Raw genomic sequence first — 13141 nt, forward strand, 5'->3', positions numbered from 1 at the left:
TTGGCCTGAGCGCGGCAGTGCGTATCGTTGAAGCGGTTGCCGCCAGCGTTTGAGAGCGTCGCAAACATCGGACGAGGTCTCGTGTGATTGTTGGGGGCGCCGTGCCGTTGGTGATCCTTCTTTCAGGTCCATATTGCCGCCCTCATGATCGTCAGTGGAGCTAGGTCGATTTGGAAATCCTTCTCATCAACCTCAGGCGGCCGAAAATCGCTAGATCATGCCCAGCAAAGTGGTCCACCAGCTCCAATTTGATAGATAGCTCGGTCGCGAAGGACCAACTGAATCAGGACGATGGCCCACGCCGAGCAGCTTAAGCAGCACCTTGAGCACACGGGAAATCAGATCGTCAACACGGTTATCGAGCTCCGGGCCCGCATGATCGCTGGCGCGTCATCAGCCAATTGGCCAACCGGGTAAGCGAACGTGACGCGGTGAGCGTCGCAAGCTGAAGGACCCAGACGGTCAGGCCCGGCTCCGGTCGCCCGTTAAGGACTAACGCAAGGCATGATCTGACACGGCCAGCTCGGAGTGAAGGAGAACGTCCTGAGCGCCAACTTCGTGCGGCGGTGGCAAGGGTGCTGGTCTCGCGCCTGCTCTAAGCGCAGCCCGCAGCCGGTTTGAAGGCATGCACGGCTGGAAGTATGCCTTACCCTTTTGCCCAATCTGAGCAAGTCATTGCAGATCGGAAAATCTTTCCTGCGCCTCGGTGTGCGAAAACAACGGTTCCGAGATCATGGCTTTAGCGGTGTAGCGGACCCGCTTCGGCAGCGCAGACCTTAGTCCATAAGCCCTGATCTGGGGCATCACTGATCTGATATCAAACCAAGCAAACACACCTCATAGTCTTCTGATGCTCCCCAAGGCAATTCGGCCGGGAGACAGGTTTTCAGGACAAGTTTGGCGGGGCGATTAAGTCTGCGCTCGGTTTCTACTCACTGGGCCGCATTCCGCGCTTGAGAGCCATTCGTCCAAGCGGGCCACGATCTCGGCTTCGCGGCCCTTACGCAAGAGAGCTTCCTGTTCAGCTCCGGGCTGGAGCTGATTCGCTCGCTCCCGAGCTGCTCTTGCCGAATGGAGTAGTCGCTGCTTGAGCGGCTCCGCTTGTCGGAAGCGCCTCCGCCTTTTAGTCGGTCTCTGCTCTTTCATGAGAAGAGCATTCGCCGCTCCGGCCGAAAGGTCATTAACATAGGACGAACCCGGAGGTTAAAAGTTCGTATCGCGATCTAATCTGGCGCCTTGGTCTAAAGTATCGCTTCTTACCCAGGAACATTGGGTCGATCTCTTCTGTCTTTCATGTCGAGGCTCGTTCCGAGGGTGGCCCGAACGAAATGCAGCCTACTCGCGTTGCAGTCCCAAGCCGATGCACGGTTTCGGATCGAATGCAGCACCCGCGCGGCGCGTCCGCCCGGGTGTCAAAGGCGGAAGATGGGTTTTACCACTTCCGCGAAGTTCGTGCTTGAAGGAATGACATGGGCGCCACCGGGTATGTCCATGTCTCGGTCCGAATGAAATTTACTTCTGCTGCGTTGGAGAGTTGGGGTTTAACGAATGGTTCGAACTGGAGCTGTTGGAGCTCCCGGTAGCGCTTTCATTTGACCCGACCGTGCCCGAGTTCGAGGCGTTAGCGTTCAGGGCCTCAAAGACCGACATGCCGTGCGGACCGATGGTCATAACGACTGGGTCGCCATCCCGGGACTTCGCCTGAACGACAAACGATTCGGCAACAACCTTGACGTCCTTGAACCCGGCGTTCTGCAGGTCCTGCTTGATCTTCTGCGCCGCGACGGTCTGGCTTGAGCCGGTGCTAGCTTGCGGGCTTTGAGTGCTGGAAGTCGAAGAAGATTGTGCAAACGCGGATGAGCTAAGCAGTGCCAGTATGGCGGCAAGTGTTACAATTTTCATGATGATTAGTCCTCTTGAGAAGTGTTCAACGATAAGACAGCGAAGGAGCGAGCCCAACGTTCCTGGTTCTGAGAAATTTTTCGATCTACTTGGAAGCCAGACACCGAGAGAGCAGAAGCCGAAGCAAGCGCGACTACAGCCGAGCGCGATCCAGTTGAGAAAGGAGCCCTTGCCGAGCGCGCTGGTTGGGAAAAGCAGGGAGATGAGGTGACGGCAAACTCTGCGCCGGGCTCCTCAGTAGGACCGGCGCGGGCGCGCCTGCTCTTGCGCAAGGGCGGCGTCTATCGCTCGCCCAGCACCTTGCCGATCGGTTCGTTCACAAAGCGCAGCCTCGACTGTGCAGGGCAGATCAACTGCCTGCACGCCTCTTTCCCGGTCGGATGTCTCCGCGAGCCAGTGCTGGATGCGTATGGTGGTACTGGGAGATTTGATCGGCACATGCGGCTCATGTTGTTCTTGATGAGCAGCATCGGTGCGCCAAGAAAGTCCTGCGGTCGATGCCGTAAGTCGTGCCGCAGCTTCGGAGCGGTGGCGTACGCCCTAGCTGCGGACGACGATGCACCGATATTAGATACAACTGCGGTCAGCTTTAGCTACACGCCCGTTAGCGAGCCAGTTCGTGCAGAGCACTGGAGCATTTCATAAAACCCCGCGACACCCAATCCTGGAAATTTCAGGAAGGTGGAAGGCCTTTGCCAAGCTAGATACGTCGCGTGGGCAAGACGCATTTTTCCCGGCTGGATAACATGCGTGAATTCTGGAACCGGTTCGCCTCTCGCACGTTTTAATCGCTCTTGCGCGCGGTTCTGGACGAAGTGTGCGAAAGTGTACCCAAGCATGACACCAGCGCTCGCACGCATGTTGCCTCGAAAATCCTCGAGGCTGCGACCAGAGAGGGGATCTCGATTGAGGAGATCAAGCGCGCTGGCCGGAGTGCTTTGATTAACGCTCCCACGATGTGGCGGTAACGTGTGTGCGATAGCCACCGCAGCAGGATCGCGGTCCGAACTTTGCCGCGAGCAGATCAGCCCAGCCACGGTATCGCTGGGTCGTACTGGCGGCGGGAGTTTCAAACGAAAACAGCCCAGCGCTGGAACTGGTCTGCCTCGTAAGGCGAGAAGGGTCGCGACTTCAGCAACTGAAGTCTATTAATGTTGATCCTGCCAAACCCTAATTTCCCGCCGAGTGTTCCTGCTGCCTCGACCGCGAAGGCAATGCGAAAATCACGGTTGGGCAGCCTCGGAGCACGCTCATGCGAGCTGCGAAACCAACTAATTTGATATTCCCTAGTTCCGGTTCGGCCGCGCGCTATCTCACATACCGGCATCGCTTCGGCAAAATGCTAGGCGGTAATTCAGGCAGCTTTCGGGGATTCGTTCTTCGACATTGGGCGTTCCGCTTCTTTCGCAAGCCGGCCCCGTAGAAGCGCAAGCACAGCTGCTTCTTCGGGTTTAAGGCTTTGAACATCCCGCAGTTCGCCCTCGGCTTTTGACTTGACCTCAAGCACGAGATTTCCGTCCAAATAGGAATTTAGAACTTCCGGATGAACGTAGCACTTACGGCAGATCGTGGGCGTATTGCCGAGCTTGCCTGCCACCTTTTCGATTGCGGCGCGAACATTGCGCTTTGCTTGTGCGGCATTGTCGAAGCTCTCGAGCTCGTTTAGCGCCATTGCCGCGAGCACCGTTCCCGCCCAGGTGCGGAAGTCTTTCGCCGTGATATCCTTGCCCGTGATTTCTTTGAGATATTCGTTCACATCGGTCGATGTGACATCCTGGCAATTGCCGGCGTCGTCGACATATTCAAGCAATTCCTGCCCGGGCAGCTCTTGGCAGGCCTTTATTATCCTGGCAACTCGGCGGTCCCGCACTCGTAACGACCATTGCTTGCCGCTCTTGCCGGTAAAGCGGAAACGCACCTCGTTTCCGTCGACGGCGGCATGCCGGTTCTTCAGGGTAGTCAGCCCGTAGCTGTTGTTGTGCTCTGCATATTCGTCGTTTCCGACGCGGATCAGCGTGGTCTCCAGAAGATGGACGACAGTCGCTAGCACCTTTTGGCGCGGCAATCCCGACAAAGCCATATGCTCGTTGACTTTCTCCCTGATGCCGGGCAGCGCGTTCGCGAACGCAACGACGTGCTCGTATTTCGTGCTTTCCCGCACTTCGCGAAAGCGTGCGTGATAGCGGTACTGCTTGCGCCCCTTAGCATCACGCCCCGTCGCCTGAATATGTCCGTCGGCGAAGGGGCATATCCAGACGTCCGTCCAAGCCGGCGGGATCGCGAGCGCTCTAATCCGCTCCAGGACGTCCTGTTCGGAGAGCTTAGTGCCATCGGCACGGGTATAGGTGAAACCCTTGCCGGCCTTTTTGCGGCGTATGCCTGGCCGGGCGTCGGAGACGTATCGCAGACCCGCGGAGACGGCAGCGTCCTTTGGATCAACAATCGTCTCAACGCTACCTGGCGATTCAACCAACACGGAATAGATCCTTAAGTAAAGTCGCAACAAACGAACGGTCCGAAAGGAAACGGGTTCCGCCGACGGCCAGGCGGCAGGCCAGTGATCAGCAATCTATTGCTATTGAGATGCCGGACGCGCGCAACTAGAGGCGAATGGCGGTCCTTCTGCGCCACTCGATGCTGCAATCAGGCCTGATCTTCTCAGATGATCCAGACAGTCTGGCCTAAGATGTTGCGACGCGGCGGGGTGTTTAACCGGCCTTGCGAGCCCGCACTGGGCGCTTTGGTTCGGCAGATTTGTCTCGGCCGCGACGCAAGGGTGATTTTGCCCGGCCCTCGGCCGCAATGCTGCGGCGGAGTGCGTCCATGAGATTGACGACATTTTCGCGCGAGGGCTTCACAGGCAAGCGATGATGCGCGGGGCGCTTTGCCTGCTTCTTGCGCAGAATGCGCACGAGCGCGGTGCGATAGTGATCCTCCAGCATGGATGGATCGAATTCCGCCGATTTCGTTCGGATGATGTGCCGCGCGAGCTTCGTCATCTCCGCCGGGAGATTTATTTTAGGAATCTCGCCGAAGTAATCCTCGGCCGCGCGGACCTCGTGCGCGAAGCGCAACGTTACGCCGCGAAGACCCTGGCCCATTGGCTCCACGAGAAATGGGCGCTCGCGCGAGGACAGCACGACGCGTGCAAGCCCTATCACGCCCTCGCGCGTCATCGCATCGCGGATAACCGCGAACGTCTCCTGCCCGATCTCTTCGCTCGGCGCGATGTAGTACGGCTTCTCGAAATAGCGAGCGTCGATCTGTCCCTCAGGCAGGAAACGTTCAATCTCGATGGTACGCGTGTTCCTCGGACGGGCCGGCGGCACGATCTCTTGCTCGTCGTATTCATCCTCCGCGGCCTCGTCGGACGCGACGACTTGTTCCTCGTCATCTCCGTGCAGACCTGCGGGCACCGTCGGCGGGCTTTCGCGGTGCGGCGGTGCGTCGAGCTTAACGTCGCCGGGCGGTGGGCGCTGGTTGCGCGCCTGCTCCAGATCGCGGTCCTCAACCAGCAGAAACTCGTCCGCGCCGACCCGATAGCCCCGGGCCTTGTTTGATGAATCTACCGCCTCGTCCGTGACGGAATCGACGAGCTTGTGCTTGAGGCGATGGCCCGTGCGCCGGTTAATCTGCCGGAACGAAAGCCGCTCCGCGGCCGAATGCGCGGGGTAAAGCGCGATTGGACAGGAGACGAACGAGAGCTTTAGGTAGCCCTTCCAATAGGCGCGGGACGCAGGCACTGGAGAACTCCAAGGCAAACGAGGGCACAAACAAGGCCGGGGACTCAACGGATGGAAGCCCCGGCGGTTTCAGGGCTCCGCGGGCCGCGCGCCCCCCAGCGGCCAATAGCTGTCGCGCGCCATGGAAAACTGCCCCCTCGGCGTCACGAGGAATTGCCCCTTCCTTGGATAGCCGAGGAGAGAGCGAATGAACGAGGAACGAATCACGGAAAGCTCGTCGTGGATTGATCCACGGGGGCAGGTGATGAAGACGCCGGATGACGTGGCGGAGATGTTGCGCCTGAGGGCGTGCGGGTGGGGTCTGAAGCGGATTGCCCGGCAACTGGGCTGCAGCCACCACACCGTGAAGGACTACGTGGCGGCGGGCGGGCTGAAGGCGTTCAAATCGCCTGAGCGGACGAAACGACTCCATGGCCTCGAGGGTTGGCTGCGCGAGAGGTTCATTCGGCATCGCGGCAATGCGGATGTGGTGTGCCAGGACCTGTTGACCGAAACAGGCGTGGCAGTCAGCCGGCGAACGTTGCAACGCGCCGTGCAGCCCTATCGGCAGGCGCTGAAGGCCGAAGCGCTGGCGACGACGCGGTTCGAGACGCCGCCGGGCCGGCAGCTGCAGATCGACTTCGGCGAGCGCCTGGTCGAGATCGGCGGGGTGAAGATCAAAGCATTCGTGTTCGTGGCGACGCTCGGGCATTCGCGGCGGCTGCATGGCGCATTCAGTGCAACGGCAAACGTGAACAGGTTTTCCGGTTGCGGGTGTACGAATTTGAGGATTAGCGTCGTCCATGTTGGTGGTTCATTTCGAGTGGTCCCTTGATCGCTCATTCCTTGCCCGGACTGGCGGTCGGAACAAGGTACAAACGCGCCGCGTGTTCCAAGAAATTGAGGATTTCAGCCGAACTGGCAGCCCGCCTTAGTTTTACGTAGCCCCCGCTCTGTAGCCGGAACGGCGTGAAGTTGAGGCTGCGTCTTACCAACGAGAAAGGGCACGAAGTCCACAGCATTGCTGATGGCGATGCTTGCATAGCGTCAACGTTGCTCTCGCGTATAGTACCGGCTCATCGGCTGGTGCAACCGCGGGCGGCAGTTCGGCATCCGGAGGCGAAGCAGCCAGCTTGAGCACAAGCGGCATGAACGGCAGCACGATCAGCGACAACGCATCCACCGTAGGACCTGTCCTCGTCGAACAGCTTGAGAAATGGCCACCAAGCAACGCGATCGGTTAGCGGTCGGGCCGCCGCCCCCGCGTCGGTAAAAACTCCGACGAAGCTGATTCCGATCCACCTCATCCGGCGCCAGTGTGGAGCGGGTTTGAGACGACCGACATCCCAGCGAGCGGTACCGGCTTGGAGGAGGATGAACGCGCAACCTCGGACTGTTGGCATTCGGACCACAAGAGATGATGGACTTGTGCCGATCCGGTCATTGGCCGCTAGCGGCTCGATTCCGACAAGCTCTTGTGACCTCCGAGGGTGCTCATAAGAGCGGCGGGGGATTCTTGCGTGAGAGCGATTGTTGTTCGCCGCTGTTCAGCGTTCGCTGCGATGGCTGAAGGAATCCCGCCATAGAGACCATCGGGCATGGTCCCGGCTCGGCCGGACAACAAAGGGCATTAGGAAACTGGGTTCATGCTAAGGCGGGAGCCCAAGGCCCTTGCTCGTCGCGTTCCGATATTCTCGGCAGTTTGAGCCAATCGGCGGCAAGCTGAAGCCAAGCTTCGTTACCAGATGAAACCCAGCTTTCTTATGGTCCAGAACTGTTCTGAGCCACAGGGCAGAAAAATGCGCAGCACATCATTACAAATCGATCGCGATTCAGGCCGAGCGCGGCACCATGGCAGTCGCTCTTCGGCAAAGCCCTTGCGCCACAGGACCTAGGGGGGACGCCCTCGCGTTATGGCCTGGCCATTGTAACGTTACGCAGCCGACTTCGAATGCGTTTTCTTGCCAATGTGAAGAGAAACGAACTCAAATCTTTTCATCGCGGATTCACATATGCAAATGCCTATTCGGCCCGGACCTGACGATTTTTGTAAACCCAAAGTCGGGTTCGCGCCCATTGCCGGGCATCAAATTGCCTCAGCATTTTATTATAGTTTGAGAGGAGGCCGATGAGTAATCGCGGTCAGCTCTATAATCGTGCACTTGTTCTGCGCCAAACGCAGTGCGAACTCATAAAAAAGCTAGCGCAAGTTGAAGAACTTCGGAAAAAGCTGCGGACCCTGGAAAGGAACGCTGCGATGCGCGCGATACACAAACCGCGCGCCCCCAGGCGGACAGCGCCCCATTGAACTGGTCGTGCAGATGAGTTCGCGCTGCATATAGGTCGGGGAATGGTCAATCGATACCGGGACGACGAATGTCCGTTCTGCCACGACCACTGCAGATCATCTGTGTGAAGCTTAAGCTCCGGCGTGTTGCATCAATCTCGACATGCCCAAATTGCGGGTGGGCTGTGACAACCGAGCTGCATCGACGCTGGCGGATAAAATCATACCCCAGCCAGCCTGCCACTGCCGCTGCGGTGGCCGCCCGCGACCAAGATCAACTTGAGTTCGTTATCGGATAGGAACGAGCATCGGACGAACGCCTGTGGCGATGGCACTCGCCGCATTAGCCTGTCCAGCGATAGCCGCTGGCGGAGGTGGCGGTAGCGGGCGGCGCAGGTGGCGATAGCCGCGGGCTCTGGCAGGAGTGGCAACTCCTCGGGGCTTTCCGCATCGCCCGGCACCAACAGTCTGGGCACAGCGCAATCATCGGGTGAGCCCTCAGCGAGAGGTTCGGGAGCGGTTGGACAGGCCGGATCGACAGCTGGTAGACGCATCGATGGCACTACGAGGACGGGCCATCCCTGCCGGGGGACAACTTGATCGGCAGGAAAATTCTCCCGATTCCAAGGCGGATCGAATCATAAACGATATTTGCAGACGCTGTTAAGGCGGATCGCTAGGGCCACTTTAAGCAATGCAAGTAGCCGCGGCGTGGCCGCTCCGTCTCAAGCGACGTCCGGATTTGACGCTGGGCGTCAATTCTCGATGTCGCCCGACAGCTCCGCCGTTGCTTGAAATCGACGGCTGGATGCCGGGCTTCATCCTGCACTATTGCGGAGGATCGGGGGCAGCACGCTGAAGAGCGCGGCAGTAGGAGGCAATTGCCCGAGAGCGAGCTCCTGATCCGTCGACGGCGGCTCTCAATCATGCCCCGCAAGACTTCAACCAGCTGTTCTCAGGCGGCTGAGGACGAATTCTTTCCTTTGCCGGGGCCGTCGTTGATATGCGGCAATCGTAACAACGCGTGTTCGCCCGCCTCAGTCAGAACACCCAGGCTGGTCCTGCCGCGTCTTGCGCATTGGATGATGGCTCGGGCGACGAGGCATCGAAACTCATGGCGCTCACCGTCCGGTCTGCCCTCGCAGACTCGCTCAAGTGCGACTTCCATGACGGCCATCGTTCGACGATCAAAACTGTCTGCAATCATGATTGAGACCTGCCAAAAACATCGGCTTCCGGCCGCTGCTCATCGGAGTTCGGCTGGTCCCTCGAGAACCCGGAAAGTGCTGCTACGTTCCAGCGCCGCTCCCAACTCCTCTTGTCGATCACAATGGGAGGAATGGCATGTGCTCGGGTGACTGTTCTGAGCTCAGATTTTCGTTGCGCCGCAGCGAGCGTTCGGGAGCAACGCTGCGATCTGTCGGCTGCTGATCAACTTTGCCCAGGCGGGTGGCCAACGTTCCTGCTTCTCCAACGGGGGGCGCTCTTCACAATCCAATATCAAGCAACGATTTTTCGCGTGCTCGGCGCCCCATGGTCGGTGCGCTGCTCAGCGCCTCTTTGCTCGCTCTTTCAGATCCTCAATGCTGATTCCGCTCGATATCGTTGGTGCAGGAACTGTCAAAGACGCTCGCCCGCTTCGGCATTCGGATCAACGCGCTGGTTGGCGGCGCAACAGCGGCGGGTGGATTTGCCGCCGAGGCCCGGCACATTTCGCTCGGTCGTCTTGGCAGCGCCGAGGATCTGGCGCCAATGGCACTTGCCGTGCCTTCCAACCGGATCTGCAGTTACGTTACCGGAGCAGGTATTGTGGTTTATCGGCGGCCTGTCCTTGACGAACTGCTTCGACCCGCCGGCTCTGGATGAGCTGTAACGGGTCGGCACGTTGCCGCTGGCAAGCGAGCCAGCGTGCGCAGCTTCGCTGCACAGTTTTGCTGCACGACGATACGAATTGCAGCAGTTTTCGCTGCAACAATGCACTTGACTTCGCAACTGATCTCAACGACCGTATCGTCCAAGCGTTGGGCAATTCAGCCCGTTAACGCGGAGCTTCAACCATATCCAACATCACGCGTGTCTCGCGTGTGCAGTTGGCGGCGAGGGCGCCCTCGGCTTAACGGCCGGCGGGCGCTTTTTTGTTTGGATCGAGTGATGGCGCGGATGCAGTATCGGATCGGCGTAATGTTCTCGACGACGGGATCCTACAGCGTCGTCGCGCGCTCGATGCTCAACGGAGCACTGCTCGCCTTTCGCGAAATGAACGCGGCCAGTGACACGATTTCGCTGGAGCCGGTGGTGGTCAATCCGTCTGGTGATCTTGCCCGCTACAAGACGCTCAGCCACGAACTGCTCGGTTCCGGCATCCGCCACGTGGTCGGTTGTTATACCTCGTCGAGCCGCAAGGAAGTCATTCCGTGCTTCGAAAAATGCGACGGGATGTTGTGGTACCCGTCGCACTATGAGGGATTCGAGAGCTCCGACAACGTGATTTATACGGGAGCTGCGCCAAATCAGCACGTCTTACCCCTAGTTGATTATCTCGTTCCGCGCGTGGGCAGTCGCGCGTTTTGCGTTGGCTCCAACTACATCTGGGCCTGGGAGAATAACCGCATCTTCCGCGAGGCGCTCACTGCACGGGGCGGAACGGTGCTCGCCGAACGCTATCTCTCGGTCGGCGATACCGAGTTCGACCAGGTCATAGCCGCGATTCTCGAGCAGCGCCCGGATTTTGTCTTCAACAATCTGATCGGCACCAGCGCCTACGCCTTCTTCAGAACGTTCCGGGCCACCTGCCGCGCGCGCGGCATCGATCAGGCTGCAGAAATCCCGGTGGCGAGCTGCACGCTCTCCGAACCCGAGCTCGCCGAGATTGGCGAGGACGCTGTCGACGGTCATCTCTCCTCTAGCGTTTATTTCTCCTCGTTGAGCTCCCCTGAAAATGCGGCGTTCATTAGCGCCTATACTGAAGCCTTTCCGGTCGGGCCGGTCACATCGGCCGACGCCGAGGCGTCCTACATTGCGGTCAAACTTCTGGCGACCGCACTTCTCAAATCGGGGACCGACGACGTTCGCACCGTGCGCGCGGCGGTGGCCAACCAGCGGCTGCTGGCCCCGCAGGGCGAGGTGCGTATCGATCCCCAGACATTCCACGCTTGGCTCACGCCGCGCATCGGCTGCTCGGCCTCGGGCGGCCGGTTCGACGTTCTGCTTGAAGCACGCCAGCCGATCGCTCCGGATCCCTATCTCGTTCAGTCGTCGCCGCGCTTTGCGATCCCCATGCGGTCCCCGCTGCTGAAAGTGGTGCAATCATGAGCTTCCGATTGCTGCAGAATTTCAGAGGTGGTCGTGCCCTGGTGGTCCTTGCCCGCACTGGTCGGGAGTTGACGCTGGAGTCGACGCTAGCAAAGCTTGGAGTAGCGACGGAATATCCGGACATCGTCGATGGCCGGGCTCAGATCGATGTTGCGGGGTTACAGCCCGACCGCGATATCCTGTTCGTCGACGGCGACCTCGAAGGGGTGGTGGCAATTGAGGTCAATCCGGCGTCGCGCCTGCCGCCGGTGCCGGTGATCGGACTCGTTGGCGTGGAAGCGCCGAGCCGGCTCAAGGCGCTGGTCAATCTCGGCGCAACCTCTTTCCTGCGCAAGCCCGTTCACGGGGGCGCCGTCTACAGCTCGCTCGTCATGGGTATCAACCAGTTCCTGCTACGCAGCGACATGTACGAGCGACTCCGCGATCTGGAGGGACGCCGTCGCGGTCGTCGCTCGGTGCTCCGCGCGGTCATCCTGCTGATGCAGGAGACCGGGCTCGATGACGACGACGCCTATTCCCAGCTCCGCCGCGAAAGCATGCGCGTCCGGCAGAGCCTGGAAGTCTACTGCGAGGAGTTTCTGAGCAGGAGGGCGAAACCGCCCGACAAGACCCACCGCTCGACCGGCATCACGCTGCAAGGCGGCAACAAGCAAGCGATGTAGGAGCATCAAAATGGATAAGTCGGTAGTGCAAGGGCTGCGCGCCGCAGCCCTCACGGGGACGCTTGTCTTCGCATCACCCATGGCGCTCGCGGCGGAAAACCCGATCAGGCTCGGCGTGCTGGAGGATCAATCCGGCGATTTCGCCGTCGCCACCATCGGCAAGGTTCACGCGATCCAGCTTGCCGCCGACGAGATCAATAAGGCAGGCGGGATCATGGGCCGTCCGCTGGAGCTCCTGACCTACGATACCCAGTCGGACAACACGCGCTACCAGGAGTTCATGCGTCGCGTGCTCCAGCGCGACAAGGTGGACGTGGTGTTCGCGGGCTTCTCCTCGGCGTCGCGCGAGGCCTATCGCCCGATTGTCGACCAGTTCAATGGCTTCGCCTTCTACAACAACCAGTATGAGGGCGGCGTCTGCGACGGCCACATGATCGTGACCGGCGCGGTGCCGGAGCAGCAGTTCTCCACGCTCATTCCTTATATGATGCAGACCTATGGCAAGAAGGTCTACACGCTCGCGGCGGACTATAATTTCGGCCAGATATCGGCGGAATGGGTGCGCAATATCGTCAAGGAGAATGGCGGTGAGATGGTGGGCGAGGAGTTCATTCCGCTCGGCGTCTCGCAGTTCTCGCAGAGCATCCAGAACATCCAGAAGGCGAAGCCCGATTTCGTGGTCACGCTCTTGGTCGGCACCGCGCAGGCCTCCTACTATGAGCAGGCGGCTTCCGCCAATGTCGGCCTGCCGATGGCCTCCTCTGTCAACGTGGGCCAGGGCTATGAGCACAAGCGCTTCAAGCCGCCGAGCCTGAAGGACATGTATGTCACCACCAACTACATCGAGGAGATCGATTCGCCCAAGAGCAAGGCGTTCCTCGCCAAGTTCAAGGCGAAGTTCCCGAGCGAACCCTATGTGAACCAGGAGGCCGAGAACTCCTATTTGGCGGTCTATCTCTACAAGCAGATGGTGGAGCGGGCGAAGTCGACCAAGCGCGATGACATCCGCAAGGTGATTGCGATGGGCGACGTCTGCATGGACGCGCCGGAAGGCAAGGTCTGCATCGACCCAAAGAGCCAGCACATGTCGCACACGATCTACCTGGCGAAAGTTGGCGCCGATCACTCGATCACGTTCCCGAAGGTCTGGGAGGACATCAAGCCGTACTGGCTTGGTGATGCTGGCTGCGACCTGACCAAGAAAGATCCGATGGCGCAATACACGCCGTCGAATCCTCCGCCGAGACCATGACTGG

Annotated in this window: 8 protein-coding genes; 5 read left to right on the forward strand and 3 right to left on the reverse strand. The window is 59.6% G+C overall.

Going from position 1 to position 13141, the window contains the following annotated elements; genetic code table 11:
* Nucleotides 1–1512: 1512 nt before the first annotated feature.
* From P6U23_RS11130 to P6U23_RS11140, 3 genes are all read right to left on the reverse strand, one after another.
* Nucleotides 1513–1902, reverse strand: coding sequence for a hypothetical protein (locus tag P6U23_RS11130; RefSeq protein ID WP_407179755.1), 390 nt, complete (start codon nucleotides 1900–1902; stop codon nucleotides 1513–1515).
* Between the two features lie 1354 nt (nucleotides 1903–3256).
* Complete coding sequence (locus tag P6U23_RS11135) at nucleotides 3257–4378, reverse strand: DNA topoisomerase IB (protein ID WP_407179756.1); 1122 nt, start codon at nucleotides 4376–4378, stop codon at nucleotides 3257–3259.
* Between the two features lie 232 nt (nucleotides 4379–4610).
* Nucleotides 4611–5645, reverse strand: coding sequence for a Ku protein (locus P6U23_RS11140; RefSeq protein ID WP_407179757.1), 1035 nt, complete (start codon nucleotides 5643–5645; stop codon nucleotides 4611–4613).
* A gap of 244 nt (nucleotides 5646–5889) precedes the next feature.
* Here P6U23_RS11140 and P6U23_RS11145 point away from each other — a divergent pair, with 244 nt between their 5' ends.
* The 5 genes from P6U23_RS11145 to P6U23_RS11165 all read left to right on the forward strand — a co-directional run bounded on the left by P6U23_RS11145 (nucleotide 5890) and on the right by P6U23_RS11165 (nucleotide 13137).
* Nucleotides 5890–6459: a helix-turn-helix domain-containing protein gene (locus P6U23_RS11145; RefSeq protein WP_407179759.1), complete on the forward strand. Its 570-nt coding sequence runs from the start codon at nucleotides 5890–5892 to the stop codon at nucleotides 6457–6459.
* Nucleotides 6460–9516: 3057 nt separating this feature from the next.
* The gene (locus tag P6U23_RS11150) at nucleotides 9517–9777 is read left to right on the forward strand and encodes a hypothetical protein (RefSeq protein ID WP_407179761.1); all 261 of its coding nucleotides are present in this window, start codon (nucleotides 9517–9519) and stop codon (nucleotides 9775–9777) included.
* Nucleotides 9778–10062: 285 nt separating this feature from the next.
* Complete coding sequence (locus P6U23_RS11155) at nucleotides 10063–11223, forward strand: transporter substrate-binding domain-containing protein (protein ID WP_407181410.1); 1161 nt, start codon at nucleotides 10063–10065, stop codon at nucleotides 11221–11223.
* Nucleotides 11220–11885 carry an ANTAR domain-containing response regulator gene (locus P6U23_RS11160; protein WP_407179763.1) on the forward strand — a complete coding sequence of 222 codons (666 nt, stop codon included), beginning with the start codon at nucleotides 11220–11222 and terminating at the stop codon, nucleotides 11883–11885. The genes P6U23_RS11155 and P6U23_RS11160 overlap by 4 nt, the downstream gene beginning before the upstream one ends.
* A 10-nt stretch (nucleotides 11886–11895) precedes the next feature.
* Nucleotides 11896–13137, forward strand: coding sequence for an urea ABC transporter substrate-binding protein (locus P6U23_RS11165; protein ID WP_407179765.1), 1242 nt, complete (start codon nucleotides 11896–11898; stop codon nucleotides 13135–13137).
* The last annotated feature ends 4 nt before the right edge of the window (nucleotides 13138–13141 follow it).

The organism is Bradyrhizobium sp. STM 3562, from assembly GCF_045571435.1.
GTDB lineage: Bacteria > Pseudomonadota > Alphaproteobacteria > Rhizobiales > Xanthobacteraceae > Bradyrhizobium.